Annotated in this window: 27 protein-coding genes; 11 read left to right on the top strand and 16 right to left on the bottom strand. The window is 44.8% G+C overall.

The window, feature by feature from the left end; all coding sequences use genetic code 11:
- The first annotated feature begins 9 nt into the window (after window positions 1-9).
- Window positions 10-243 carry a hypothetical protein gene (locus ACOV1R_RS02095; RefSeq protein WP_003641706.1) on the top strand — a complete coding sequence of 78 codons (234 nt, stop codon included), beginning with the start codon at window positions 10-12 and terminating at the stop codon, window positions 241-243.
- Between the two features lie 67 nt (window positions 244-310).
- Here ACOV1R_RS02095 and ACOV1R_RS02090 read toward each other — a convergent pair whose 3' ends face one another.
- The 3 genes from ACOV1R_RS02090 to ACOV1R_RS02080 all read right to left on the bottom strand — a co-directional run bounded on the left by ACOV1R_RS02090 (window position 311) and on the right by ACOV1R_RS02080 (window position 2,097).
- Entirely contained in the window at window positions 311-1,090 is a 780-nt protein-coding gene (locus tag ACOV1R_RS02090; RefSeq protein ID WP_021356999.1) for an aminoglycoside adenylyltransferase domain-containing protein, read from the bottom strand.
- Between the two features lie 27 nt (window positions 1,091-1,117).
- Window positions 1,118-1,243, bottom strand: coding sequence for a hypothetical protein (locus ACOV1R_RS02085; RefSeq protein WP_003641704.1), 126 nt, complete (start codon window positions 1,241-1,243; stop codon window positions 1,118-1,120).
- Window positions 1,244-1,347: 104 nt separating this feature from the next.
- A complete protein-coding gene (locus tag ACOV1R_RS02080) occupies window positions 1,348-2,097 on the bottom strand; it encodes a hypothetical protein (protein ID WP_003646301.1) in 750 nt (249 codons plus the stop codon).
- Between the two features lie 668 nt (window positions 2,098-2,765).
- Between ACOV1R_RS02080 and ACOV1R_RS02075 the strand changes: the two genes are divergently transcribed.
- On the top strand, window positions 2,766-4,409 hold the full coding sequence (locus tag ACOV1R_RS02075; protein WP_003646300.1) for a peptide ABC transporter substrate-binding protein: 1,644 nt from the start codon (window positions 2,766-2,768) through the stop codon (window positions 4,407-4,409).
- Window positions 4,410-4,510: 101 nt separating this feature from the next.
- Here ACOV1R_RS02075 and ACOV1R_RS02070 read toward each other — a convergent pair whose 3' ends face one another.
- The gene (locus tag ACOV1R_RS02070; protein ID WP_003641701.1) at window positions 4,511-4,945 is read right to left on the bottom strand and encodes a pyridoxamine 5'-phosphate oxidase; all 435 of its coding nucleotides are present in this window, start codon (window positions 4,943-4,945) and stop codon (window positions 4,511-4,513) included.
- Between the two features lie 169 nt (window positions 4,946-5,114).
- Here ACOV1R_RS02070 and yaaA point away from each other — a divergent pair, with 169 nt between their 5' ends.
- Window positions 5,115-5,861 (top strand): peroxide stress protein YaaA, encoded by a 747-nt coding sequence (gene yaaA, locus ACOV1R_RS02065; RefSeq protein ID WP_003646299.1) that lies wholly within the window; start codon window positions 5,115-5,117, stop codon window positions 5,859-5,861.
- A 181-nt stretch (window positions 5,862-6,042) separates the two neighbouring features.
- Here yaaA and pepI read toward each other — a convergent pair whose 3' ends face one another.
- Window positions 6,043-6,927, bottom strand: coding sequence for a proline iminopeptidase (gene pepI / locus ACOV1R_RS02060; protein WP_164906277.1), 885 nt, complete (start codon window positions 6,925-6,927; stop codon window positions 6,043-6,045).
- Between the two features lie 997 nt (window positions 6,928-7,924).
- Between pepI and ACOV1R_RS02055 the strand changes: the two genes are divergently transcribed.
- A complete protein-coding gene (locus ACOV1R_RS02055; RefSeq protein ID WP_003646152.1) occupies window positions 7,925-8,077 on the top strand; it encodes a hypothetical protein in 153 nt (50 codons plus the stop codon).
- 202 nt (window positions 8,078-8,279) lie between these two features.
- Window positions 8,280-9,614, top strand: a complete 1,335-nt coding sequence (locus tag ACOV1R_RS02050; protein WP_003646153.1) for an MATE family efflux transporter — start codon at window positions 8,280-8,282, stop codon at window positions 9,612-9,614.
- Window positions 9,615-9,784: 170 nt separating this feature from the next.
- Here ACOV1R_RS02050 and ACOV1R_RS02045 read toward each other — a convergent pair whose 3' ends face one another.
- Window positions 9,785-10,108, bottom strand: a complete 324-nt coding sequence (locus ACOV1R_RS02045; protein WP_003641695.1) for an ArsR/SmtB family transcription factor — start codon at window positions 10,106-10,108, stop codon at window positions 9,785-9,787.
- Between the two features lie 166 nt (window positions 10,109-10,274).
- Here ACOV1R_RS02045 and ACOV1R_RS02040 point away from each other — a divergent pair, with 166 nt between their 5' ends.
- Entirely contained in the window at window positions 10,275-11,279 is a 1,005-nt protein-coding gene (locus ACOV1R_RS02040) for an NADP-dependent oxidoreductase (RefSeq protein ID WP_003641694.1), read from the top strand.
- A gap of 37 nt (window positions 11,280-11,316) precedes the next feature.
- Window positions 11,317-11,991, top strand: coding sequence for a type 1 glutamine amidotransferase domain-containing protein (locus ACOV1R_RS02035; protein ID WP_003643650.1), 675 nt, complete (start codon window positions 11,317-11,319; stop codon window positions 11,989-11,991).
- A 30-nt stretch (window positions 11,992-12,021) separates the two neighbouring features.
- On the opposite strand, the gene ACOV1R_RS02030 is transcribed toward ACOV1R_RS02035, so the two are convergent.
- The 6 genes from ACOV1R_RS02030 to ACOV1R_RS02005 form a co-directional block, all read right to left on the bottom strand.
- Window positions 12,022-12,513, bottom strand: a complete 492-nt coding sequence (locus ACOV1R_RS02030; RefSeq protein WP_003641692.1) for a GNAT family N-acetyltransferase — start codon at window positions 12,511-12,513, stop codon at window positions 12,022-12,024.
- Window positions 12,514-12,700: 187 nt separating this feature from the next.
- Entirely contained in the window at window positions 12,701-13,585 is an 885-nt protein-coding gene (locus ACOV1R_RS02025) for an EamA family transporter (protein ID WP_003643649.1), read from the bottom strand.
- Window positions 13,586-13,590: 5 nt separating this feature from the next.
- The gene (locus tag ACOV1R_RS02020; RefSeq protein WP_128485147.1) at window positions 13,591-13,962 is read right to left on the bottom strand and encodes a DUF3658 domain-containing protein; all 372 of its coding nucleotides are present in this window, start codon (window positions 13,960-13,962) and stop codon (window positions 13,591-13,593) included.
- Between the two features lie 29 nt (window positions 13,963-13,991).
- Window positions 13,992-14,267 carry a hypothetical protein gene (locus tag ACOV1R_RS02015; RefSeq protein ID WP_003641689.1) on the bottom strand — a complete coding sequence of 92 codons (276 nt, stop codon included), beginning with the start codon at window positions 14,265-14,267 and terminating at the stop codon, window positions 13,992-13,994.
- 17 nt (window positions 14,268-14,284) lie between these two features.
- Entirely contained in the window at window positions 14,285-16,303 is a 2,019-nt protein-coding gene (locus ACOV1R_RS02010; RefSeq protein ID WP_021357392.1) for an elongation factor G, read from the bottom strand.
- Between the two features lie 261 nt (window positions 16,304-16,564).
- A complete protein-coding gene (locus ACOV1R_RS02005; RefSeq protein ID WP_021357391.1) occupies window positions 16,565-17,212 on the bottom strand; it encodes an FMN-dependent NADH-azoreductase in 648 nt (215 codons plus the stop codon).
- A 117-nt stretch (window positions 17,213-17,329) separates the two neighbouring features.
- On the opposite strand from ACOV1R_RS02005, the gene ACOV1R_RS02000 reads away from it, so the two are divergent.
- Window positions 17,330-18,250 (top strand): helix-turn-helix transcriptional regulator, encoded by a 921-nt coding sequence (locus ACOV1R_RS02000; protein WP_003641685.1) that lies wholly within the window; start codon window positions 17,330-17,332, stop codon window positions 18,248-18,250.
- An 86-nt stretch (window positions 18,251-18,336) separates the two neighbouring features.
- On the opposite strand, the gene ACOV1R_RS01995 is transcribed toward ACOV1R_RS02000, so the two are convergent.
- Window positions 18,337-19,005, bottom strand: coding sequence for a type 1 glutamine amidotransferase (locus ACOV1R_RS01995; RefSeq protein WP_015379618.1), 669 nt, complete (start codon window positions 19,003-19,005; stop codon window positions 18,337-18,339).
- 143 nt (window positions 19,006-19,148) lie between these two features.
- On the opposite strand from ACOV1R_RS01995, the gene ACOV1R_RS01990 reads away from it, so the two are divergent.
- Both ACOV1R_RS01990 and ACOV1R_RS01985 read left to right on the top strand, forming a co-directional pair.
- Complete coding sequence (locus tag ACOV1R_RS01990) at window positions 19,149-19,598, top strand: ASCH domain-containing protein (RefSeq protein ID WP_015379617.1); 450 nt, start codon at window positions 19,149-19,151, stop codon at window positions 19,596-19,598.
- 82 nt (window positions 19,599-19,680) lie between these two features.
- Window positions 19,681-21,117: a 4-hydroxyphenylacetate 3-hydroxylase N-terminal domain-containing protein gene (locus ACOV1R_RS01985; protein WP_015379616.1), complete on the top strand. Its 1,437-nt coding sequence runs from the start codon at window positions 19,681-19,683 to the stop codon at window positions 21,115-21,117.
- Between the two features lie 72 nt (window positions 21,118-21,189).
- Here ACOV1R_RS01985 and ACOV1R_RS01980 read toward each other — a convergent pair whose 3' ends face one another.
- Together ACOV1R_RS01980 and ACOV1R_RS01975 are read right to left on the bottom strand one after the other, a co-directional pair.
- Entirely contained in the window at window positions 21,190-21,936 is a 747-nt protein-coding gene (locus ACOV1R_RS01980; RefSeq protein WP_003646161.1) for a tyrosine-protein phosphatase, read from the bottom strand.
- A gap of 148 nt (window positions 21,937-22,084) precedes the next feature.
- Window positions 22,085-23,428 (bottom strand): threonine/serine ThrE exporter family protein, encoded by a 1,344-nt coding sequence (locus ACOV1R_RS01975; RefSeq protein ID WP_003641680.1) that lies wholly within the window; start codon window positions 23,426-23,428, stop codon window positions 22,085-22,087.
- Window positions 23,429-23,701: 273 nt separating this feature from the next.
- Here ACOV1R_RS01975 and ACOV1R_RS01970 point away from each other — a divergent pair, with 273 nt between their 5' ends.
- Window positions 23,702-24,718 (top strand): choloylglycine hydrolase family protein, encoded by a 1,017-nt coding sequence (locus ACOV1R_RS01970; protein ID WP_021357210.1) that lies wholly within the window; start codon window positions 23,702-23,704, stop codon window positions 24,716-24,718.
- A gap of 85 nt (window positions 24,719-24,803) precedes the next feature.
- Here ACOV1R_RS01970 and pgmB read toward each other — a convergent pair whose 3' ends face one another.
- Window positions 24,804-25,475 (bottom strand): beta-phosphoglucomutase, encoded by a 672-nt coding sequence (pgmB, locus tag ACOV1R_RS01965; protein WP_003646163.1) that lies wholly within the window; start codon window positions 25,473-25,475, stop codon window positions 24,804-24,806.
- Window positions 25,476-25,622 lie beyond the last annotated feature (147 nt).

The following is a 25,622-nucleotide window of genomic DNA, read 5'->3' as shown; positions in this document are numbered from 1 at the left end:
TGAGAAGAGATGCTTAATCCAAATACTGAGATCCATCGTGGTTGGAACCGGCGCGTTGTGACCGGTAAAACTTTAGCTGAATGTGATGAACGTTTAGTGAAGTATTTAAACGACCAAGATTATGGTTCTGGTGAATTCGTTGTTTTACACGAAAATGACGGTAGCAACGAAAACACTGGCTATGATTTACCTGATGGCGATAACTGCTACATTAGTTTCTTGATTTATAACAGCCGACTTTAAGTTGGTGGTGACAAAAATGCTTACTGGTGGATGATCGCCAGTAAGCATTTTTTGTTAAACTCACAAACTATTCTGATTTTAAGCCCAACTCGGCTAACATGATTCGTGCAAACGCCACTAAGTTTGGACGTGACCATCGTATAACCTGTTCGTCCTGTTGACCAGCATAGGCTGCTAACGCCTGCCTGATCAACGGATGCCACTGTGTTGGCAGCTGTTGTAACCCACATTCACCCCCGGCCTGCTTAGAAATAATTAACTGATCTTGCTGGTAAGCGCGAACTCGACAAAGGTTTAATACCGTATACATTGGTAACTGAACGATCGCCGTTTCAGCATTCGCGATATCAGACTTGATACTGTCCCAATAGGCCGTCGCAGGAACGGGGCCAAAGACCGTTGTAATAGCTGGCCCAAGTAAGACTTGTCCCGCTGCTTGGAGAATCGTTAAGTGGGCAGCAAGATCAGGATCCGTGCCGTGCATCGCTTTTAGGTAGGCTAGCGGTGTCCGTTGATAATCCTCATAATGGTATTTTGAAAAATGAAAATCGAATGGGCAAGGATGCACAAAATGCTGGGTTGCACTCAGTAACAGCACATGAAACTCTAATCCCTTGTGTGGCGCTAATGGCCACAATTGCGTTATGGTAGCTGTCATTAACTGCCGTTTTTCAGCTAATGTTAACGAACGCCGAACAACGATCAGATAGTCTAAATCGCTCACCTGTTCGTTATATGAGCCTAAAACATAGGATCCATGCAGGTAAATACCAACAAGGTTTGTTTTTAAAATTGCGGTGGTCGTTTGTTGAATGGCTTGTAATAACCGTGGTGTTGATGTCATCATCAAACCACTCCCCTCTAAGTCTTGAGCTTAGCGATAGCCACGAAGATGCTTAATCAACCACGCTTCGTCGAAAAGCTTTTCCCAATCACGTTCGATAGAAATATTGCCAGTTTGTTTGATAAATGAGCGATGCTGATAAGTTTCTAATAACATATTTTCTCCCGTGAAGATGTGTTACGGTTCGTGCGTATCATATCATACAACGCACTAAAGAAAATAACGGACTGCCAAGTGCCAGTTGTTTCACGTGAAACATCCTACTTCAAATAAACACGAGTCAGCGCTTCGCACAATTTTTCATTACACTCTTGAGCGTTATGAATGGTCTGCAAAACTTGCTGCTCGTCACCTTGTGGCTGTGTTAACACCACCCACACGTCAACGTTCGCTTGATGAACATCATCACTCAAATGTGTCGGCAAAGCCGTTGAACTTTGCGGTGTGGGTAGATTAATTTGTTGTAACGTTAAACCAAGTTGATCAATTGCCTTAATTAGCGCCGCCACTGGTGCTTGCATTGGTTCTGCCAACGTCTCACTTAACTGTCGAAAGCCACCGCTATCTCCTAGTGTCCAGTTGCCACTAAAGCCAACCGCGTCAATAGGGTCATCCGTCCGACGATAAGTCACATATCGAACTGGCATCGGTCCCTGAGCCAAGAGTCCGGGCATCGTTTCCAAGTTCGCATTGATCTCAGCTAAAGGTAATTCTCGGAAATCATGGCCGACTAGTTCGTAACGACCACCAACCAATTGATAATCAACTAGTCCCATCGCCTTAATCAGGCCAGCTTGCACTTTGAAACCATCGTAACCAACTTTTAACGCATCGAACACATCAATCGCTTGCGCGTCGGTTCGAAAACCAAAGTTTGGCCCCGCCCCTTCTGGATAAACGAGATTACATTGATACTGAAACGACATGCCGATTACACCTAAGTCTTGATTGGCCCGCTTCGCTTCATCACTAAATTCACCGAAATAACCGGCTACAACTCTAAAGCTCATGTTTAGCCCTCCTTAATCTTGTCACCGCAATATTGAATCCGTTTACATTATTGATGTCATTATAATTTTTATTCGCGCATAATGAAAGTAATTAATGCTTGCAGCCGTTATTAAAAGCCACGCAATCAATGCCACGCGACACTATATTAATCCTCGGTTTATTTACGAACATCGTTTTCTGTTTGACTAAATTTATAGTTGAACAATATTTTTCCAGCTCTTGACAACTGATTTTCAAAAGCGGTATACTCACTTCAACAAAATATCGTCCTTATAAACCAATGAGGTGGAGATCAAGATTATCGTGCCCGCACAGAGAGTCATCGTTGCTGAGAGTATGGCCGAACGCAGGTAATTAAATGGACCACCGAGGGCTTTGCCGAAATTAACGTCAGTTGAGAGTACGGAAAGACGTGCGACATACGTCAGTTGTCAGGGAAATGTTAGTTTCCTATGGAGTAGGAGTGTACGCGTGATTTAATCACTAAATTGGCGAACACTCAATTAAGGTGGCACCGCGGTTATCAAACCGTCCTTAACACAGCATTGGCTGGATAAGGACGGTTTTTTTGACGATAAAAACGGGGTGAAATAAATGGTCACGAAACGATGGCAAAACTCATGGATCAAACTAACCAAATACAATTATATTTTTGGAGGATTTAATTATGAGTTTATCCGGAACACACAAATTAATTTTAACAATCGGCAGCGTGGCTATTATTGGCGGCATCGGGTTTACCGTCAACGCCCACTCGCACCCAGCTACGACTAAACAATCACAAGTTATCAATCTATCAGCTGGCTCAGAAATTATGAGCTTAGATCCCGCTAAAATGACGGACAGCGTTTCTAATAGCCAAGTCACCCAAGTTGACGAGGGGCTCTATCGGCTGAACAGTCAGAGCCAACCCGTCAACGCTTTGGCTACTAAGACAACTGTCACCAATGGTGGTCATACCTATACCATTCAATTACGCCACGATGCGCGCTGGAGTAACGGTAACAAGGTGACCGCTCACGATTTTGTCTATTCATGGAGACGAACTCTTGATCCAAAAAATAAATCTGAATTCACCTATGTCTTCACAAACATTAAAAATGCCGACGCCATTGCAGCCGGCAAGAAAAAGCCATCAACCCTTGGTGTCAAAGCTAATGGTGACTATCAATTAACAATCACGTTAAGCAAACCCGTCGCCTACTTTAAAAAGATTTTAGCTGTTTCGACCTTTTATCCGGTCAATCAAAATGCTGTTAACAAATACGGGAAGAAGTACGGGACTTCAGCCGCGACGACCGTCTACAACGGGCCATTTACGCTTACTGGCTGGACCGGGACTAATAATACGTGGACCTTAAAGAAAAATCCAGCTTATTACGATCACAAACTGGTGAAACTGCACCAAATCAATTATCAGGTTATTAAGTCCAATACGACTGCCTATAATTTATATCAATCTAATAAGTTAGATAGTGTGACACTTAATGGCGAGCAGAGTGTCCAGAATAAAAATAATCAAGAACTCAAAACACTTGCGGGTGGTCAAATCAGCTTTATTCAATACAATCACCATGACCATGTAGCAGCCAACCGTGAACTCCGCACCGCTTTATCCTTAGCAATCAACCGGTCGCAACTGACCAACAAAGTTCTAGAAAATGGTTCGCTTCCAGCCAAAAGCTTTGGTGTACGCAATATGGCTAAGAATCCTAAAACTGGTACCGATTTTGTCAATGATGCGACCGTTGATGGTACTGTTAATTATCATCTCAACCAGGCTCGAGCCGCTTATCATAAAGCACAACAACAATTGGGCAAAAAATCGCTAACGTTAACGATTACTTGTGGTGATGATGACAACTCACATCAGGTCGCTGAATTCATCCAGGGACAATTGACCAGTCACCTCCCCGGACTAAAGGTAACAATCAAGGCAATGCCATTTACCGCAATGCTAGGTAAAGTTTCCAAGGGAACCTTCCAGCTTAATTTAACTAGCTGGAGTATGGATTTTGCCGACCCTTCACAATCATTAACAATTTTGACTGGCGACAGCAACTCCAACATGGGCCACTATCAAAGCAAGGCTTACGACCAGGCAATGCAAGCCGCTGATGGTCCAGATGCTTTGAACGCGACCAAGCGCTATCAAGACTTAGTTCAAGCCGCTAAAACGGCGCTAACTGATCAGGCCGTGACCCCACTCTACGAAGGCCGTTCCCATCTGCTCGTTAAGTCGCACTTAAAGGGCGTCATCTATAATAATTTCAGCGGTGCCGCCAATTATCGGACCGCATATGTGAAGTAACACCTCATAGTTGCTCCTAAAATTACCCGACCAAAAAGCGTTTCAAGACCATAGCTTAACCTAAGCCGGCCTTGAAACGCTTTTAGTATAGGAATCCAGTGTTAATTAAAAGTCAGTGTTTGCTTCTCGCCACCAACACCCGCGTCAACAAAAAGATCAGTTAGTTTTAATTCAAAAACAACGAGTGTCGATCCAATAGCATCCCAGACTTGTTGATAATTCGGAACTGTTTCTAAATATTGGGGTAGCAAGTCGGTCATCGTCTTAGTTGACCGTTGTAACTTAACGTGTTGGGCTCGTAGATATGGATTGCCCGCTGTTCCATCATTAGGAATCGTAATGAATGCAATATCCGGATTCTGGTCATAAACCTTCAAAGCGGGACTTGTCTTAACTGATGAGAAGTATAGCGTATCTGGTTGTGCTTCGTACCAGACAAAGTTAACAATTTTAACATCTGCTTCATTATTGACGGCCGTGCTGAGGGCAATCTTATTAGTTGATTGAACCACTTGTTTTAATAGTGAAATATCCATACCGACAAACTCCTTTTACTCAATTAGTATCATAATTTCATTATACCGCAATTGATAGTTTTAGGAACGTACGTTTGTCTAATGTGCTATCATATTTCTATAGCTTAGTTTTTGCTTTAAATGCTATCAACATTATTTATAAACTGAACGCTTCGAAAGTAGTGACCTTATGAAAATCATCATTGCACCTGCGAAAAAAATGATTATCGACCAAGATGCCTTTCCAGCCCTAACTGAACCAATCTATCTTGATCAGACGCAACAATTACTGGCTCAACTGCAACACCTCACCTATCCTGAGGCCAAGACCTTATGGCATTGCAGTGACAAACTAGCCCAACCTAATTATGATTGGCTTCAAAAAATTGACCTGACCCGCAATCTGACTCCCGCTATTCTCAGTTACAGCGGTATTCAGTACCGTTACATGGCCCCGGACGTCTTTACCCAGCCAGCCCTTGACTATATTCAGGCAAACTTACGAATCTTGTCAGGCTTTTACGGCATTCTCCGACCGTTTGATGGTATCGTTCCTTATCGGTTAGAAATGCAAGCACGGTTGGCTGTTGGTCAAGCCAAGAACCTCTATGCGTTTTGGGGCGACCGCCTCTATCAGGCACTGACTCCGCGGCCAGAACCAATTATCAATCTTGCTTCTCAAGAATATGCTAAGACCATTGCACCTTATCTGGCTCCGCATCAATCAATGATTGATATTGTCTTTGCAAGCTTTATCGACGGCAAACTCAAGACTAAAGCCACATTAGCTAAGATGGCACGTGGGGCCATGGTCCGTTTTTTGGCTGAACATCAAATCGATGATGTGACGGCCATTCGCACATTTGACCATCCCGATTATCAATTTGACGAGAAGCGCTCGACGGCTAATCGATTCGTCTTTATCTATCAACATTAAACATCATCACAGCAATCACCAAAGCGCCCGCAGAAGGCTAACTTCCACAGGCGCTTTTGTCTACTTTAAACCTTTTAATAACCATTATAGTGACAGCCAAACAAAATCAGATCACACCGATAAACTTCTCAATCTAGCTATTCAGCAAATTATTTCCCGGGAAATGATTACGCTCATTTCTCTAATCATGGGCTGCTAGCCAGTGACGCAATCGCGTCATATAGGCCGTGGTTTCATCGATAAACGCCATGTGACGGCTACGGGGAAATAACGTCCAAGTCGCATGAGGTAACTGGTCGACCATGGTCTTAGCGACTAATGGCGTACACAAATCATCCGTTCCACTGGTGACTAAAGTTGGCATCTGCAAATACTGTAATCGGTCGGTATACTCATAATCCGCTAACGTACCAGTCGGATTATATTCATTGGGACCCCACGTTACATTATAAGCCGTGGTCCCCACCCGTTTTGATCGCCGTAGAAATTCAGGATCATCAGCAGTAATCGGGCCCGACGCATGTTGCGTCATAAAATGTTGATTAGCAGTCAGGTAGGCAGCACCTGTGAAATCCTGTAACCGTTCTGCTGTCGCAATAGCCGACTGATCCGCTGGGGACATTAACCGAATCATCCGATGCTGTTCCTGAGCCCACAGTCGGGCTGAAGACAAGGTACTGGCTAAAATCAAACTTTTAATCCCCTGTGGTCGATAGTCACAACCATAAATAATAGCTAGCATACCACCCCAGGACTGCCCTAGTAAGTGAATCTCGGGTAAGTCTAAATACGTACGTAACGCCTGTAACTCTGCCACCCACGTTGCGGCTTGCCATAATTGATCGTCATCAGGTATCGATGAACGCCCACAGCCTAATTGATCATACATGACGATTGGTCGTCCCGTTTGAACGGCCAGGTCATCAAATCCTTCAAAGTAATTATGCGTTGATCCTGGACCACCATGTAGCAAAACTAACGGTGTCTTATTTGATTGCCGATCCCCTACGATTCGATAATACGTCTGATAACCATTAAATGGCATGTATCCTTCTTGCACGTCCAAAATATCACTCACTTTCGTTACTAATTTTTTACTTGTTACGCGTTATGCGTTATGCTAGCCGCTATTTAGCATTAGCCTTGATTAAAACGTGCCAAACAGATGGATTCCTGTTCGTCAGCAATGCGTGTCCGATTCCGGCCTCCGGGGCTGGGTGACAATTGCTGGAACGTAAGCCGACGTCGATTAGAGCCCGTGCACAAACCGCCCGGTCTCAAATACGAGTCTTATTCTAAGCCGGAAGCAACCCACTTCCGACTAAGAATAATTTGGCTACTGAGCATTGTCACCCAGCTCCTCCAGTCGGTAAGCCGCTCGAATGGCTGATGAACAGCCACTGAACTCAGTACAATTTGTCGTTGGCTATTTTAATACTGAACCCTTTAAGTTAAATATCAGAGTGCCTTCTCCACTTTTTCGAAATATTCAATTATTACTACGGTAATTCAGAAATAGTGAGTTATCACAAGACCTTTTCAATCTGACAGTTGATTGATAAAATTAACGTTTATGAAAAACAACGACAAATTCAGCAAAAGTTGGGTATATCCTTGTCAGCCATTCGAACGCTATCCCGACTGGAAGGCGTTTCTGACAATGCCCAGTGGTGAAATTTCACTTAGCAAGCGTCCTGTGCTTGGTTAGTGAAAGGCCAGTATTTGAGACGTGGTTTTTTCGGCTCAGATCTGTGCCCACCACGTTCCGGCAATTGGCAGAAATGCCTGGAGGTCGGTGTAGGACGCGCACCCTAAGCAAGTTTACGCTAACTCGAACTGTTCCCAGCGAACCTAAGCTGGCTGCTTTTGAATTTAAAAAATGGCACGTTTTAATCATAATCGATGACAAATTAACTCGCACAATGCGTACTTATTCCATCCCAATACTAATGTCCACCTGAAAAAGTGAAAAACTTAATTCCATTCTAATACAACTCAAATGACAATGGTGATGTAAGCGCTACAATAGAAGTGCAGAAATAATCAGAAACGGGTGAATAATGATGGTATTAAGTATTATTACAGTATTAGGAATGGGATTAATTGCAGCCACTGGTGTGCACTTTATCAATGGCGCACAAGCGATGCACGCAGGAACGGTCGGCCATCATGTTGGTCAGATGCCAGCTAACCTTCACCAAATCGACTTACGTTAATCTCTTAAAAATTCACGTTAATTTTTAGTATTGCCGCTGAAACACTGGGCAATGCTTTTTTTGTCGTTCCTTTAGCTGACCGTCCTTATCAGTTTGGTGCCTTGAGCAGCTTGACAGTCAAGCGTATCATTAACTTATATTATCTTTCTGTTCGTCTAGTCACGCTTCGACCGACCGTTCAGAGAAGGAGTGACTTATTTTTATGAATGATTTATTTGAGAAGGCCCCGATTCCCAAAGCGTATTTCCATTTAGCCTTTCCTGTGGTTCTTGGCATGGTTGCCAGCATGATTTATAACTTAGCAGATACATTTTTTGTTGCTCAAACTGGTAATGCTGATTTAGTTGCTGGTATTGCCCTCGGCAGTCCGCTATTTTCGTTTATGTTAGCAGTTGGTGATATTTTTGGCCTCGGTGGGAGTGCCGTTATTTCAAGAGTCCTTGGCCGTCATGATTATCACCAAAGTGCACGTATCAGTAGCTTTTGTTTTTACATTGCGATCGCGCTTAGCTTAGTACTGACAGCCTTATTATTACTATTCGAACAACCAATTTTAGGCTTGCTAGGTGCTACTGCAGCTACCCGTCCCTACATTGCGGACTTCTATCGTATATTGGTATTAGGATCAACCTTTATCATCGTTTCACTGGTTCCCGGTAACATTATCCGAACGGAGGGTCTGGCACAACTTTCCATGATTGCGACCATCAGTGGGACGGTTCTGACCATTATTCTCGATCCCTTATTCTTATTTGGCTTTCACTGGGGTGCTTCGGGCGTTGCTTTTGCCAACGTTTTGGGGTACGCGGTCAACACCAGTCTGTTAGTCTTTTTTATGCGCCGAGCCAAAACGCTCTCCTTAGCACCAAAGTTAGCCCATATCTCGCGACCAACCCTTAAAGCCGTCGTCGCGGTTGGGATTCCAGCCTCACTGACTAACCTAACCCAGAGTTTTGGCATGATGATCTTAAACAGCTACTTAGCCGCATACGGCGCCCAAGCCGTGGCGGCCATGGGAATTGTTCAAAAAGTTTACATGGTCGTTATGATGGTCATGGTCGGCTTTGCTTTTGGGGCCCAGCCTTTAGTTGGTTACACGTACGGTGCTAAAAATTGGCAAAGACTACGGGCAACGTTGCGCTTCGATTTAAAAGTCGAAGGTGGCTACGCAACCATTTGTGCGATTATTCTAATGATTTTTGCGCCTCAACTTATTAAACTATTTATGAATCAACCAGTCATTGTCACTATGGGTACACAAATGTTGCGAGCAATGTTGATTACGACACCATTAGTGGGCTTCATCCTCGTGTTCACGACCGTCTTTCAATCAGTCGGTGCGGGTTTGAGTGCCCTAGCCATGGCGCTTTCGCGGCAAGCAATCTTACTAGGTATCGCCATCGTTATTCTGGCACAGTTCTTTGGACTAACTGGTATTATTTGGGCTCAAGCGGTCGCTGATGTCTTAACGTGCTTACTTGGCTGGTTACTTTATCGGCACACCTTCAAAGATATTCAAGTACCATCCTCAAATTAATAATAACGATATCATGTCGTTAGCTCACTGATAATCATTAAATGGCGCCATCCATTTCAAGTACTGGTGATTCAGTGCGCTGAAATGCATAAGTGAACTAAAAGCTGGTACTTTTGGAATGAGAGGCGTCATTCCAAAAGTACCAGCTTTTTTCACTCTGATTCATTTTTTTATTCGTCTACAGACTGAGTATGGGCTAAATCGGCTTCTAATGACGCAGTGAGTGCCTTCAATAGTTTTAGAGTCGCCGTCATGTTAGCGCGGTAATAACGTTCAGTACCTGTTTTGCTAACCGCTAAAATGCCGGCATCCAGCATCAACTTCAAATGGTGCGATACGGCCGGCCGTGATAAGGCGATTTGCGCTGTAATTTGGTTAACCGTCATCTGATCAGTCCGGCACAGCATCACCAAAATTCGTTGCCGATTTTCGTCTTGAAGAATTGTAAAAATCGGAACACCCTTCTTAAATATTGCCATCGTTCGTTCTGCCAAAAAATCACACCTTTCCAATTACGGTTCGTATTCTTAAACCATTTAACGCTTGCTAAAATTGAAAGTCAAGAATTAATCGTTGACTTTTTGTAAGTAAGCGACTAGAATCAACAGCATGGTTTGTTCAAGATGTTAAACATTTAAACCAATATGTTAGGAGTCCACTATGAAAGCTGCCATTATTACTAAATACAAGCAAATAACCCCCATGGTGACAGAAGTCCCTGTTCCGACAATAGCTCCCACCGATGTTCTCGTCAAAATCGTTGCCGCCAGTGTCAACCCAATCGATTTGAAAACCAAAGATGGCGATCTAAGATTGTTACTACAATACACCATGCCACTAATTATGGGCAGTGACTTTGCCGGTGTAATTACTGCCGTTGGCGACCAAGTACCGGGCTTTAAAGTTGGTGATGCTGTTTACGGTCGCGCACCCAAAGATCGAATTGGAACCTTTGCTGAATTTATCGCCATTGATCATCAAGCCATCGCACTGAAACCAGCCAATCTCAATTTTGAAGAAGCCGCTGCAATTCCATTAGTAGGTTTAACCAGTTACCAAGCACTACACGATATAATGAACATCCAGCCGGGACAGAAGGTTTTCATTCCCGGCGGTTCGGGTGGTATTGGGATTATTGCCATTCAACTGGCCAAATATCTCGGCGCTTACGTCGCAACCACTACCAGTGCGAAACATTTTGACCTCGTTCAATCACTAGGTGCTGATAAAATCATTGACTATCATCAGCAAGACTTTACTGATGTATTATCCCATTACGATGCCGTATTAGATACTCGTGGCGGGCAATCCCTCGAGGCCGCTTTTCAGATTATCAAACCAGGCGGTCAGATTGTCAGCATTGCCGGACTGCCAAACGCGCGTTTTGGTAAGGATTACGGACTGCCAATATGGAAACAATGGTTATTGGGTCTAGCAACGCGGAAACTGAGTCAACTGGAACAACAAGCCCAAGCTACCTATTCGTTTCTGTTCATGCAACCTAGTGGCCAGCAACTTGTACGCCTGCGACAACTAATTGAACAGGACGTTATTAAGCCAGTTATTGATCGGATTATCCCCCTCACCGACATCAACGACGCGTTAGAATACTCGCATTCCGGTCATGCTACCGGTAAAATCATTATCAGTATTCAACCTAATTAGCTAACTTCAAATCAATCTTTTTAAGGAGTCATGATCAATGAAAAAAGTTTTAATTGTCGAAACCAATATCACTCGTTACCAAGGAACTAATGAGCCGACTGGTCTTTGGTTAGGTGAAGCCGCTGAGTTCGTCGATGAAATGCAGCAAGCCCAAATTGCCGTTGACTATGTTAGTCCTAATGGTGGCTTCGTGCCCCTTGACCCGCGTAGTATGAAATATACCGATGCCGCCACAATGGCCGTGTATGAAGATTCTGACTTCATTAATCGGGCCCTTAAGAACACGCTCAAGCCTAGTCAGGTCGATCCCGATGATTACACTGCTATTTACTATACCGGGGGCCACGGTGTGATGTGGGACTTTCCGGACAACCCTGAGTTACAAGCCATCGCACTGGCCATTTATCAACATGGTGGATATGTGACCTCCGTTTGTCACGGAATTGCTGGCCTCCTAAACATCAAAGACCAAACGGGCCAATACTTGATTGCTGGCAAAACCATTACGGGCTTTACCGCAACTGAAGAGCTGATTGCCGGCAAAAAACGGATCGTCCCGTTCCTTAACCGTGAACGAGCTACTGCTCACGGTGCTATCTTTAGTCAGCATCGATTTTATCGCGAATATGCAATTACTGACGGCCAATTGATCACTGGTCAAAATCCGTTCTCAGCACGCGCGGTCGCACGCCAATTGATTGCTAAACTATAAAAAAACGAGCACAAGGCTCGTTTTTTTGCGTTAATCTTCAAAAATCCGCTCATGCAAAACACCAAACGGCGCATGATCGACATAAATCTGACCAGTGTCGTGAAATCCATTACGTTGATAAAAACGCTGGGCCACAGCATTATTTGCCAGAACAAGTAGATAATTCTGTGGATAGACCGCCTTTAAGCGACGGTGGGCCTGGATTATTAATTGCTGACCAATGCCATGATGATGATAGTTCGGGTGAACATATAGCGAATACAGTTCGCCCCACCCCTCATAGTTCGCATGTCTGGCCGGACCAAATGTGCAAACACCCACAACTTCACCATCAGCCGTCATTGCCAGCAACATATTTTGCCACCGCCGTTCCGGCCGCCAAGTTGCTGGCGTCAATTGCTGTAAATAACTTGCAGGCATCAAATCACGATATGCTGATTGCCAGGTCTCATAATATAACTGTCGAATTTTTCCAAAATCACTGTCTGCTTCAGCGCGGACGATCCGATAGGTTAGTGCCATCAGCCTGACCACCTTTCAATTCAAGTTGTCCCTAAGTGAGGCACATTTTATCATTTATATAAATAAGGTACCCACCAACTATTCATAAAGAGCATCAATTAGATGAATGTTTCACGTGAAACAAAAAACACAGTACAAAAATGAATCCAGTACAACATGTTCATTTTGAGTTTGGTATTGACCTGAACTATGGCCGAACTCGTCGCATATTTAACACGTTTGGCAGAATTACGGCCGTAATAATAATGACCACGCCAACCATTTGCACCCAATCAATAGTTTCATCAAGCAGTACAAATGCAACAACAATCGAGGCTGGTAATTCTAAAGAAGAAAGGATTGGGCCAATGCCAAGCTCTAAGTACGGCATAAACAATGAATACATAACCAGTGGGAAAACCATTGAGAATAGTGCAATCAGTACTCCCCAGCCGACTGTTGCTGGCGTGGTGGGTGCCGTAACTAATTGCGGTGACCACACGATAGCAATGAGTATGAAAGCGCCCAAACACAGTAACCATGTTTTCGATAACGGGTCTAAGTTATTGCCTAAGCTAGCCGTAAACTGCATCGTGCAAGCATACGAGCATGCCGCTAAAAAACTTAATATCAAGCCCCACGGCGAGAGCGCCTGCGTAATTGGAAACAGACCAGCAGCTAAAATCGTGCCTATCAATACCAAAATAATGCTAACCACTTGCAGTCGGGAGGGACGCCGATGATGAATCACTGCTCCTAGTAATGTTGATAACCAGACCGCCTGCATCAACATTACCGCGGCCACAGCAACTGGGATAAGCTTTAACGCCTGTATGTAAAAGGTGTTAGTAAATCCCGAAGCCGTTCCAGCCGAAATTACCAGTCCGATTTGCTTCCAATTCGTTTGCTGATTACGCAAACGTGCACGGCGTAAAATTTGAATCACACCTAAAATCACAACCGCACTCAGAAAGGACCAGAATAGCAATGGGCCATTGACAACCCCCTGCCGACGCGCAATTTTAAATAGTGACGCCGGAATTCCAAAACTAATGGCCCCTAAGCCAACGAACAGGGGCGCAATTTTCTTCACATTAATCATCCTCTCGTTGACAAGATATGTTGGAGCCGGGCACGATACCACCAGTCTGGCAAGCCCAGTGAGTAGTGCATCAGCATCTCACCAATAATTTGCACAATTGGGCGTCCCGGTTGTATTTGGCGTTCTAACAAGCTGTCATAAAAGTCCGCTGGGGCACTGACTAAGTGCCCGTTAAGATTGACCCGTAACGGCGCATTTTCTACCACGAGCGCTTGCCATTCATAACTATGAGCACGCTGTTCGTCCTCAGAAACGTCTTGTGCCAACTGTAAGTAATGCGCAATATCCGCTGGCAATACTTCCGATAAATCCGACAAAGTCTGTAAAGCTAGACCTGGCCGAGTTATCACTTGACTTAGCGGTACCATCACTTGTCTCAATTGCGCGTCTGTGTCTGCTAACTGCTGACACAACCAGTCGAATCATCGGGCATGGTAGACCACCATACTCGTAGCACGCCCCCCTGCTCAACTTGAGACTTTAATATTACCAACGCTTGCTTGACAACCGTGGCATCGGTACTGTGTGACATGATAGCAAGCTGTGCTGGATCATCAGTTGTCAATCGAGTTAAATCACCGATTTGTAACGACAATGGCAAACTCAATACTGGCTGGTGCAACTCATGTTGCAAGGTTACCGCGAACGTCGAATTAAACGTCACATCCATCATCTGACTTTCCTCAATTTCTATTTTGATGGCGCCTTAAAATGTGCTAATTCCGCATCCGAATAAACGTACGGGACGTGCGCCATCTCTGGCACTTGATTCCAAGCTACCGGATAACCCGCACCATGTGCGCAAAAGACCGAGTCCGGTGTATTTTCTAAATCTGCTGTGGGGACATATTCGGTCTTATCGACAACAGCCATCTCGTTATGACACGGCCGATAGCCATCCACGATACATTCCAATTGCCCCTGCCCATGCGTGTAAGCTCGAACCGTCTGTGAATAGTCCTGCATCGCTGCTACTGGCGCCGTTCCCGTAATTGTCGTCAAGTCAGTCCCGTCCGTGGCTACGCTTGTATTAGCGACCGGTGCGTCAAACTGACCATTCATCCGCTGAATATCAGTCATCGCCCGGCCAACTTGTTCCTGACCAATTTCTAGACGGAACCGATACAACGGCTCCAACAACTGACAATCACCACGTTGTTTTAACATCATCAAGCCTTGACGCAACGCGCGCCACGTCGCTTCACGAAAGTCACCACCAACCGAATGAACATTGCTAGCCCGACCACTAACCAGTGTTACCTTAACATCCGTTAGTGGTGCGCCAATCAGGACACCCACTTGTGTTTTGGCTTGTAGGTTTGACACGACTTGGTGTTGCCAATTTCGGCCAAGCACTTCCAATGAACAATCGGTCGTAAATTGAAGCCCACTTCCCCGCGGTGCGGGCGTCAGCAACAAATGTACTTCCGCGTAGTGTCGTAACGGTTCAAAATGCCCAACACCTTCAACAGCTTGGATAATCGTCTCTTGATACAAGATACTCCCCGTTCCAAACTTTACAGTCAGTTGAAAACGATCCTGCAAGATTTGTTGCAAAACTTCCAGTTGAATCGTTCCCATGACCTGTACTCGCAATTCCTGAAGTGGTTCTGACCAAGTCACGTGTAATTGTGGATCCTCATCTTCAAGTTGACGCAAGGCTGCTAAGCAGGTGTGTAACTCCTCACGCTGAGGATCAAGTGCGTAAGTCAGTACGGGCTGCATGACGGGTTGTAGACTAGTTGCTGCCTGTCCCAATCCTTGCCCCGGCCGCGTTCCCGTTAGACCGGTAATGGCACCAACGGATCCTGCCGTCAGCGCGGACGTGGTCGCATACTTAGTCCCGTTGTAAACCCGTAACTGATTGACTTTTTGGTCATCATACACGATATCTTTAGGTCGTAAGGTGCCACCGGTCATCCGAATCCAAGTAAGCCGTTCACCTTGATCATCGTGCGTAATCTTGAACACCCGCGCGCCAAATTCAGGACGCGTTAATTGTGGCGTCGTCCAATAATCAAGACCAGCCATTAGCGCATCAACCCCGTCCAGCTTAAGTGCCGCGCCAAAATAACACGGAAAAACTTCCCGCCGTTGAATCATCTGCCGAATCGTGGCATCACTTAACGTCCCTGTTTCTAAGTAATCCGTTAACACTTCGTCATTTTGCATCGCAATATCTTCAACTGCCGCAGTCGGTATGACTGGCCGATCTTCCAACGTGTCCCCGGCTCCCGGCGTGTTAAACGCCACACAACCAGGCGATAATGTCTGTTGAATTTGTTGTATCAATTGGTCGCTATCCGTCCCCGGCGCATCCATCTTATTTACAAACAGAATGGTAGGAACGTCATAACGGGCTAATAATCGCCATAACGTCCGCGTGTACCCCTGCACACCATCAGTCGCTGAAACGACTAAAATTGCGACGTCCAAAACCGACAGTACTTGTTCAGTCTGGGTCGCAAAATCGACGTGGCCCGGGGTATCCAAGAGTGTTAAATTAATGTCTTTATATTGTAAATTAGCTTGGTGTGAAAAAATCGTAATACCACGCTGTTTTTCAAGCACATCCGTATCTAAAAAAGCATCGCCATTATCGACGCGCCCTAATTGCCGTAGCGCGCCAGACCGGTATAGTAATGCTTCTGACAGCGTCGTTTTACCGGCATCGACGTGGGCAATAATTCCCGCTACAATCCGTTTCATATTGGGCTCCCTTCACGATTAGTGAATCACTGCTTCCAGTATACCGGTTCTCAGCACTGAACGGCTAGTAAAGGTCTGCCACTAACGTTAAATATGCATGAATTTTGGCGTGTTTTAGTCCAATGTTAATCACCAAAATCAGGCTAGTTACTTTCCATAGTTGCGATCACTTTAAAGTAGTGGTGACCCATTTCCCGTGCAGTATCGCAAAAAAGGTATCCGTAGCCTACAACTACCGATACCTTAAAATCATTTTCAGGCTTAATCATAAAAACGCTCAAAAGCTGCCTTCAGGTCCATTTTGGCTTGCTTTAATGCCTGTGATACCGCCACCCCGTTCGTTTGCAGTCCTTGTGCACGGACAATCTCAAACCGGTCAAACCCCATAATTTCAGTAAAGATCTTGTCAAGATACAGCCGAGAAAATTCCATGGGTGTATAACGGTCATTACGAGTATAGATTGACCCACTGGCCTGCAGTAACATGACACGATAATTATCGGTCATCAAACCCACTGATCCATTTTCGGTATAACGAAAAGTCTCCCTGGCAACTAAGATATTATCGATATAGTCCTTTAACCGTGCCGGCACGTTGAAATTATGCAACGGCATCGCAATCACAATCCGATGATGAGCTTTAAACTGTTGTAGGAGTTGCTGATTGATTGCAAACAGGCGTTGTTCCTCAATCGATAAATTTACATGTTGCGCTTGCTTTTCCCAGATTCCCAGCAATTCAGGTACCGTTGCTTGGGGAATCACCGTATCATACAAATTGATCACATCCACAGTATCATTAGGAAAGCGAGTCTGAAAAAGTTGCAAAAAAGCTTGTTCTAGTTGAACTGAGTAGTGCGCCGCATTACGAAAATCGGGATGTGCATTAACAATCAAAGTCTTAGTCATTTAAATATCTCCTTAATTAATAATCTATTTATTGGTTGTTTTTGACAACAGTTATATACTACAGTCGAAAGGTGCCAATCCATGTCACCATTAAAATCATTTTTAGGAGTTATTTATATGAACCGCTCTGAACGTCTTAATCAAGAATTGATCTTTCTCAGTTACCGACAAGAATTCCACATCAAAGAACTCATGCAAGAATTCAATATCTCCAAACGGACCGCCTTGCGCGACGTTAACTCGTTAGAACAACTTGGTTTGTCCATTTACGTTGAACCGGGACGTTACGGTGGCTACCAAATCATGCAACAACAACTATGGGTACCCATCTTATTAAACAGCCAGGAAATTAATGCGCTCTTTTTTGCGCTCAAAGCACTCAGTTTATTGTCGGCGACCCCCTTTGAAAAGTCCTACCATACAATTTACAAAAAACTCATGGCAACACTATCTTTAAGCAACCAGCGCCAGGTCGCCAAATTGCAACGTGTGGTTAACTACTACTCAATTCCTAACTTGGATGCCCCAACCCATTTAAGTGATTTATTAACGGCTATCCTTGATGAAAATGTTGTCCAGTTAACGATGACTACTGTGACAGCTGGGTTTCAGATTTTTGATTTATTATATCGGCATGGCATTTGGTTTTTCAGTGGCGTCAATCTCGATAACAATGCTTGGGGCATCTATCGCTGTGATACGATCAAAGCATTTCAAACCAGTGAGCAACCAGCTCGGTATACTTGGAAACAGCTCGCGCAACGGCAACGGTCCTACGATCACCATCATCACAATATACGTTATAAATGTGCACTAACACCTCTAGGCCGTGAACATGTACAAAAGAATAATTATCCTAATATGCACTTAACACATCAGAACGACCAAGATTATCTCATTGGTGGTTATAATCAAGATGAATTAGCCTATATGGTCGACTATTTACTGGGACTTGGCCGCAACGTTAGAATTATTTATCCGGAAGCGTTAAAAACTGCCTATCTGCAAGAACTGCAGCAAATTCAAGATTTCTATTAACGTTTGGTTTTCTGAACAAAATGTCGGTAGCCCCGTCAAGGGCTACCGACATTTTTACTAACCTGATTATTCTCTTCTTAACTGCTTTATTCAGCCGTAATATAATTCAAAATTGCATTCAGAACTTGTTGATTCTCTCGTGGTACCGGCGTTTGTAAAATTTCTGCTGCTGTTTGGTTTAGGACCGACCCCGCAACATACCGATAATCATTAACGACCATCTCACGAACATTGTCCGCAGCCGGCTCAAAGTGAAATTGTAACCCCACTACCCGATGCTTCCATACGAAGCCCTGATTGGTCACACGATCACTAGAGAACAACAGCGTTGCTTCTGCTGGAACAGTGAACATCTCCTCGTGCCAATGCAAGACCGACAGTTTTGCTGGAATCCCCGGAATCACGGGACTCTGTCGGTAAATCGGTGCCCAACCTACTTCCTTAGCTGGCGCCTTAGTGACTGGGTATCCTAAGGTCTTCGCAATTTGTTGCGCGCCGTAACACGCACCAAACATTGGGATATCGCGGTCCAATAATTGTTGAATCAAGTCTCGTTCCTGCTTGATCCATGGCAGCGTATCGTTGGGACTCATCGGTCCGCCGAGGATAACAAGCATCTCCGTCTCATCCGCCGTTGGGAGAACACCGAATTGATACGGGTGATAGACATACATGGTATGACCATGGGCATGCGCCCAATCAGCAATCATTCCAGGGCCCTCATTGGGGGTATGTTGCAACACATTAATTCGCATGATTAGTCCTTTCCACAACGGCAATGTTTGGTCTGGGTATCGCCTGCAATTACCCAAGATAGAGTCATTATACCACGCTAATTACTTGAGCCATGGGCGCTTATGTTAAACTTAAAACCGATCATAATTTAGAGGTGATAATAATGGACGTCCAATCTTTTTTCGAACAAGCTAAAACGACGCTCAAATTGACACAAAGTACCCCATTACAAAGTGCTTATCAGTTTGGCAGCGATCCTGATAAACTTGCACAGCTCGTACTAACTGGCACAAAAGCGGCTACCACCAGCGCTTATGACCTATACGAAACTGATGAACCACTGCCAAAAGTGGGCGCTTATGACGTCATCTTAGATGCTCATAATCAGCCTGTCTGTGTGACCCGGACCGATCAAGTCATGATTACGCCTTACTTGGACATCGATGCAACCCACGCTTACTTAGAAGGTGAAGGCGATCGTACTTATGCCTATTGGCGCCGTGTTCATGATGCCTTCTTCAAGCAGGAGTACCAAAGCGAGCATCAGCGCTTTGATCCCCATACTGCACAAATGGTTCTGGAACGCTTCCACGTCGTTTATCCCGTTCACTAAAAATAGCGTTCCAATCGGCACTGGTGAATTCGCTTCCATTAGTGGTATATTGGAATAGAACTTTCATTAGGGGGAACGACACATGCATACTATCGAACAACTCAATGACGGGCGCGCGGTCTATCTAAATGGTCACCGCGTCAATGTCGCCGATGTGCCCATTTTTCGTAAAACTTTAGCACTCAATAATCAGTACTATGACCTGCAACACAACCATCCCGAAGTACATACTTATCAGGAAAATGGTCACCGCTACGATATTGCTTTCAAAGTGCCACGCACCGTCGCTGATTTACAACAAAAGCACCGTGCTTATCAAGAAATTGCGCAAAGTAACAGCGGCATGTTAGGCCGCACACCGGATTTTCTTAATACTGGGATGGCCGTCTTAGCAGAACGCGCTGCCTTCCTCGGGCAAAATCAATATACTGATTTTGCAGCTAATGCCCGCAATTACGCTAAGGAGGTCAAAGCTAACGATATCTTCATTAGCCATGCGCTTCAAAACCCACAACTCAACCGTCAAAAAGCCATCAATGCCATTCCGTCTGGATACGCGGGTGTTCATACCATTGAACGTAATCAAGATGGAATCTTCGTTTCTGGTGCCAAAATGGTCAATACGATGGCCCCAATTGCTGATGACCTCCTGATTTTTAATCCGCCGGAACTGTTGTTAGAAAACGGCGATAGTAGTTATGCTGTCGCCTTTGCTACGCCACTCAATAATCCGGGCGTCAAGATCATTTGTCGCAAATTATTAGATCATCCCACCGCTTCCATTACGGATTACCCACTCAGCAACGCCCTTGATGAGATTGACGCCTACATTGTCTTTGATCACGCCTTTATTCCGTGGTCAAAAGTATTTGTTGAAAATAATGTTGAAATGAGTAATCGTTTCTTCATCGATTCAGGCATGTTTAGCCACACTTCCCATCAAGATGAGGTTCGAGGTATTACTAAGCTTGAGTTAGCAACCAGTTTAGCGCTTCGGATTGCTCATATCTTAGGATTAGATGGTTTCTTAGGTGTCCAAGAAAAACTCGGTCGGTTAACCGCTAATCTGGAACTCATCAAGGGTACCATCACCCGTTCAGAAGACAACGGTCATCTGGACGAATTCGGTATCTATACGCCCAGTCTCCAAGCTTTGCAAGCGGTTCGCTCGACCCTTCCCGAATACTATGACGAGGCCTTGCGCGTGACTCAACACTTAGCGGCCGGTTCCATAGTTGGCGTGCCAAGTTTTGCGGAATTTGACGGCGATAATGCGACAATCCTCAACCAGGCACTCACGACGGACCGAGCCACCGCTAAAACCCGCACGCGCTTGTTGAACTTAGCCTTCGATTTAACAAGTTCTGGCTTTGGTCAGCGCCAATTGATGTACGAATACTATCATGGTGGTGATCCAATGCGTATTCGTGCCCAACATTATCAACGCGCCGATTTACAGGCTGGCAATCAGATGATTGACCGACTATTGTCAGCGGACAACGCAAACACCCATGAATAAGTAATCACACCAATACCCAGGTTAGTCCTTAAGTGAGTATTGGTGTGATTTTTTGCGCCTTTATATTATTGACTATTTAGTCAAATATAATTCGCGTAACTGTTGACATTCCGCTGAGGTCAGCCCTAGACCCGTCTGCAAGTAATTTGAAAATGTGTCGTACCGGGCTTTGATAACTTCAAAGTAATGGCTCAGGTAATCAGCGTCTACTAATAATGCCTGGTTCACGGCCCGTTGTTGCTCATCAGATAATTGCGACGCCATCGTCGCCAAGATTTGTTGATTAGCAGCTGCACGTGCTTGATTTGTGAGCAGATAGTCAGCCATGATTTGCTCGTCACTAATACCCAAAATTTTTAGAAATAAGGCGGCCCCGACGCCGGTGCGATCCTTACCGGCAAAACAATGGAACAGTAGTGGCTGATCTGGAACCAGTAGTAGCTGTATAAATTGACAATAACTTTGACGGGCAGTAGGATCTAACGCTAGCTGTTCATATAACTGAACCATGCGGTCATGGACCGCCCCCGTACTACTAATCATCGATTGTAAACTTGCGTCGTTCGTCATGACTTGTGCTAGCACATCCAGCACGTGATACTGGACGTGTGGCCATGTCGCATCTGGAAATTGATGACGCTCATCAGCACTACGCATGTCCACGATTCGCGTAATGCCAAGCGTGGTTGCTAGATACTGCGTCTGTGCCGGTGTTAATTGATCCAATTGTCCTGACCGGTAAATTAAACCATCTTTGATTACTTGCTGATTTTTATTGCGATAACCACCTAGTGACCGTAAATTAGTAATCCCTTCCATGACCAAGCCCCCTGCTAGATTGATAACTTAATTGTAAACTGTCACCGTTAAATTTTCAGTCAAAGGCCATTTAAAAAGTCATTTAGTCACCAGACCTAACTGAGCTGGTGACTAAATGACTTTTTAACCGCTAACTTGATAGACTCAATTAATCAAAGTGTCGCCATTCGTGATCCAACAACGCACGCGCTACAAATAGCCCGAGCGGTAAAAACATGATGATTAACACGGCCTTCGTCAGCCATAGTGAACCGACACCAATTTGATTATTGCCAATACTATAAATTGCACGATAAATATATAATCCCGGAACCATAATTACGATTGAAGGTACCGTCAATGAAATCCGGGGATAGCCGTTATAACGATTAACCACCGATGCGATCAAGCCGGCAACGAGCGCCCCACAAAAGGCGGCCGCGGCCGGTGGCATTGCTGTCAAGTCAACTAGTTCAAGGCGCAATGTATTCGCAATGGCCCCAATAAATCCCGCGGTAATGGCCATCTTTTGCGAACTATTAAACATTATTGAGAACCCGTAAACGCCGCAAAAACTAGCTGGTAATCGTAATAAAAGTACCGCTAACGGTGAAAGTCCTAGCGGTAAGAAATCAGCTGGCTTGAAGCTCACCAGTGTCGCGACTAGCCATCCGACGAGAGTTGCAATCAGGGTAACCATAATCGCGTAAGCTAAGCGCTCCAGTCCTGAGCGCATATCCAACTTAGAGATATCCAACATACTCGTAATGAACGGAAAACCCGGAATCACGAATAACATGGCACCAATATACCCCGCCTCATGCTGGGCAAGAATTTGGAAATTATATTCAAAAATCTTAAAACTAACCATATAAGCCAAACACGCCACCGCAACGCTGACCGCAATCCCGGCAACCGTCGTCATCGACCGTTTACCCATCAGCGCCCGAACATAGTTACCAAGACCCGCGCCCAAAAAGGAACAAATCATCTCGGGAATACCCCCACCAAGTAAGAAGATAAATCCACTACAGGCTAAGCCAGCTGCCAACCCAAGAACCAGTGGCGAATACTGTTTAGGACGCGTCTGAACTTCATCAATTGCTGCATGCACTTGTGCCACCGTTAACCGTGCATATTTCGCATCAAAGTCTTTGACAAACTGTTCAAGAATATTTAGTTTATCCGTATTTACACCAGTATTTGGTATCGATAATACTTGCGTATAACTACGTTCATGATGAAAACACGTGTACTGAATCGAAATCAACCCGATATCTGCCGAGCACGTTAAATTCAGGCTGCGAGCAATCTTATTCATCGCATCACGAACCCGCCACGCTCCCGTCCCACACGACAACATTAAAATGCCAACTCGACCAACAATTGATGTTCGCTCTTGTAAGCTAGCATGCTTAGCGGGAACATCTTCATTACGGATAAAGTCCTTCCATGGAATTGTCATATGATGTCGTTGTGATAGTGGCATCACCGACTTACGCTCTTTATTCATTTCTTCCTCCGTCTTAGATCGTTCATTATGTTAGTAGCTTTCCCCCTTATTTTAGGCTACTAACATCATTTATGATAGCGATTTTGTCATTTTAAAAGCATAATGTTTCACGTGAAACATTAGCCTCATGATGAGTTTCCCCAGCTTGTTAATTGAACTACCCCCTCAAAAGTAAACTTGATTACCATTCGTTAATTTAAGCGTCACAATTTTCGCCGCTATCCGCAATCATATGATAAGTTACCGATATCATCTAATAAAGGAGCGATTTGTATGTGCACTAGTCTAACTTATACAAATAGTCATGGAGGCCACTTCTTAGCTCGTACAATGGATTTTAACGTTGACTTTGAGACCCGTATTATGTTCATGCCTCGACATTACCGCGTGACGGGTGACCTTGGTGATTTCACCACGACTTATGGCTTTATTGGCGCGGGTCGCCAACTGAACCATGAAATTTTCACGGACGGCGTTAACGAATGTGGTGTCAGCATCGCAGCACTCTACTTTCCGAATCATGCAATTTACCAGCCTCACAGTAACCAAGACAAAATCGATCTCGCACCCCACGATTTCGTCGCCTGGGTACTCGGAAAAATCACTAGTGTTGCTGACTTACGTGAGCGCGTCAAAGACGTTCAATTGATTAGTAGCACGGCAGAATTAATTAACGAAATTCCACCACTTCACTTTATCATTAGTGACCAAACCGGTGAAACCGCCGTCTTGGAACCAACTAGTGGCGAGCTTCGCCTGATTAATAACCCAGTCGGCGTCCTGACCAATTCACCGAACCTCAAATGGCAGCTACAAAACTTAAGTAAGTATGGCACCCTGACTAACACCGAGCGGCCACTAAATAAATTCATTAACTACCAACCTGGTTCACAGGGACCTGGTACGGGCGCATTAGGTCTACCTGGTGACTATACTTCGATGTCTCGCTTTGCACGGACCGTCTTCTTGAAACACTATGCGCAAGTGCCAGCGACAACAACAGATACAGTCAACTTACTTCAACACATCTTGAATGCTGTGACTATTCCCAAGGGCGCCAAAGTAGCCGCCAACGGCCAAGCAACCTATACTGAGTACCGTAGCTACATGGACTTGAATCATCAAACGTACGCACTAGAACTGTACGAAAATCCGGGAGTGATTCAGCAAGTTAACTTAACTGATCATTTATTAGAAAAACAGACCGTTCCGTTAGAATACGCCCTTAGTCGCACCCCGCACGTCCAATTACTACCTCCCGATATTGCCACCTTGCCAGTGGCCCATTAAGACTTTCAGAAAAGCAGTAACTCAAAAAAGCTTGCATCACAAATCTAGTTGATTTTGTGACGTAAGCTTTTCGTATTATTTAAACTTAGGCTAACGCGGCTTTTAGATTAGCTAAGGTTAATTCGCTCGTTGAAGTGAAGTTAACATCCGCACCCGTCAAAATGGCAGGATCACCAATCCCAATCGACGTTTCACCAGCACCATTAATTGACTGAATACCGACCTTAGCATCTTCAACGCCCGCACATTCTTCAGGCTTCAAGCCAAGCACTTCCGCGCCACGTTCGAAGATCTCTGGATCTGGCTTACCGTGTTTCAAGGTTGCGGGATCCACCCGGGCTTCAAAGTAATGCGCCAAGCCTAACTGTTCCAGAACCAATGGTGAATTCTTAGAAGCTGAGGCCAAAGATAAACGATACCCATGCTTGGCGAGATCGGCTAAGAAGTCTTCGATACCAGGTAAAATTGCAGTTTTATCCATTCCCTTCAACAGGTTCAGATAATTAGTATTTTTCTTGGCTGCGTAAGCCACTTTTTCAGCTTCCGTATAGTCGTTTTCCTTACCACCCGTTTTTAAGATCAAGTTCAACGAGTCCATTCGACTAACACCCTTTAAATTATCGGCAAGTTCTTCACTCCAGGCAACGCCCAACTCGTCAGCTAATTGATGCCAAGCTTGTGAGTGATAAACGGACGTATCCGCAATCACGCCATCTAAATCAAATACAAACCCTTTAATATCTGCAAATTTACTCATTAATGGTTCCTCCTCGTTAATTACCAGCACAATTGATTGCTGGGTACCGGACAACTGCGCAATCATCAATAGATGCGCCAAGAGTGACGGCTACCCGTCTTGTTTTGAAGCACACCGTTAATGTTCACTTAACATTATAAAACGCTT

The organism is Lactiplantibacillus sp. YT640, assembly GCF_049745435.1.
Lineage (GTDB): Bacteria > Bacillota > Bacilli > Lactobacillales > Lactobacillaceae > Lactiplantibacillus > Lactiplantibacillus plantarum.
The sequence above is the reverse complement of the archived record's forward strand: the minus strand, read 5'-3'. Positions and strand labels throughout refer to the sequence as shown.

Excerpts from the sequence above, each read along its gene's own strand:
- ACOV1R_RS02000 (WP_003641685.1), top strand. The coding sequence starts at position 17,330 with ATGAACCGCTCTGAACGTCTTAATCAAGAATTGATCTTTCTCAGTTAC.
- ACOV1R_RS02055 (WP_003646152.1), top strand. The coding sequence starts at position 7,925 with ATGGTATTAAGTATTATTACAGTATTAGGAATGGGATTAATTGCAGCC.
- ACOV1R_RS01990 (WP_015379617.1), top strand. The coding sequence starts at position 19,149 with ATGGACGTCCAATCTTTTTTCGAACAAGCTAAAACGACGCTCAAATTG.
- ACOV1R_RS02050 (WP_003646153.1), top strand. The coding sequence starts at position 8,280 with ATGAATGATTTATTTGAGAAGGCCCCGATTCCCAAAGCGTATTTCCAT.
- ACOV1R_RS02030 (WP_003641692.1), bottom strand. The coding sequence starts at position 12,513 with ATGGCACTAACCTATCGGATCGTCCGCGCTGAAGCAGACAGTGATTTT.
- ACOV1R_RS02085 (WP_003641704.1), bottom strand. The coding sequence starts at position 1,243 with ATGTTATTAGAAACTTATCAGCATCGCTCATTTATCAAACAAACTGGC.
- ACOV1R_RS02080 (WP_003646301.1), bottom strand. The coding sequence starts at position 2,097 with ATGAGCTTTAGAGTTGTAGCCGGTTATTTCGGTGAATTTAGTGATGAA.
- ACOV1R_RS01985 (WP_015379616.1), top strand. The coding sequence starts at position 19,681 with ATGCATACTATCGAACAACTCAATGACGGGCGCGCGGTCTATCTAAAT.
- ACOV1R_RS01995 (WP_015379618.1), bottom strand. The coding sequence starts at position 19,005 with ATGCGAATTAATGTGTTGCAACATACCCCCAATGAGGGCCCTGGAATG.
- ACOV1R_RS02005 (WP_021357391.1), bottom strand. The coding sequence starts at position 17,212 with ATGACTAAGACTTTGATTGTTAATGCACATCCCGATTTTCGTAATGCG.
- ACOV1R_RS02020 (WP_128485147.1), bottom strand. The coding sequence starts at position 13,962 with ATGGTACCGCTAAGTCAAGTGATAACTCGGCCAGGTCTAGCTTTACAG.
- pgmB (WP_003646163.1), bottom strand. The coding sequence starts at position 25,475 with ATGAGTAAATTTGCAGATATTAAAGGGTTTGTATTTGATTTAGATGGC.
- ACOV1R_RS02040 (WP_003641694.1), top strand. The coding sequence starts at position 10,275 with ATGAAAGCTGCCATTATTACTAAATACAAGCAAATAACCCCCATGGTG.
- ACOV1R_RS02035 (WP_003643650.1), top strand. The coding sequence starts at position 11,317 with ATGAAAAAAGTTTTAATTGTCGAAACCAATATCACTCGTTACCAAGGA.
- ACOV1R_RS02015 (WP_003641689.1), bottom strand. The coding sequence starts at position 14,267 with ATGATGGATGTGACGTTTAATTCGACGTTCGCGGTAACCTTGCAACAT.
- ACOV1R_RS02010 (WP_021357392.1), bottom strand. The coding sequence starts at position 16,303 with ATGAAACGGATTGTAGCGGGAATTATTGCCCACGTCGATGCCGGTAAA.
- ACOV1R_RS01980 (WP_003646161.1), bottom strand. The coding sequence starts at position 21,936 with ATGGAAGGGATTACTAATTTACGGTCACTAGGTGGTTATCGCAATAAA.
- ACOV1R_RS02070 (WP_003641701.1), bottom strand. The coding sequence starts at position 4,945 with ATGGATATTTCACTATTAAAACAAGTGGTTCAATCAACTAATAAGATT.
- ACOV1R_RS02095 (WP_003641706.1), top strand. The coding sequence starts at position 10 with ATGCTTAATCCAAATACTGAGATCCATCGTGGTTGGAACCGGCGCGTT.
- ACOV1R_RS02075 (WP_003646300.1), top strand. The coding sequence starts at position 2,766 with ATGAGTTTATCCGGAACACACAAATTAATTTTAACAATCGGCAGCGTG.
- ACOV1R_RS01970 (WP_021357210.1), top strand. The coding sequence starts at position 23,702 with ATGTGCACTAGTCTAACTTATACAAATAGTCATGGAGGCCACTTCTTA.
- yaaA (WP_003646299.1), top strand. The coding sequence starts at position 5,115 with ATGAAAATCATCATTGCACCTGCGAAAAAAATGATTATCGACCAAGAT.
- ACOV1R_RS02090 (WP_021356999.1), bottom strand. The coding sequence starts at position 1,090 with ATGATGACATCAACACCACGGTTATTACAAGCCATTCAACAAACGACC.
- ACOV1R_RS01975 (WP_003641680.1), bottom strand. The coding sequence starts at position 23,428 with ATGAATAAAGAGCGTAAGTCGGTGATGCCACTATCACAACGACATCAT.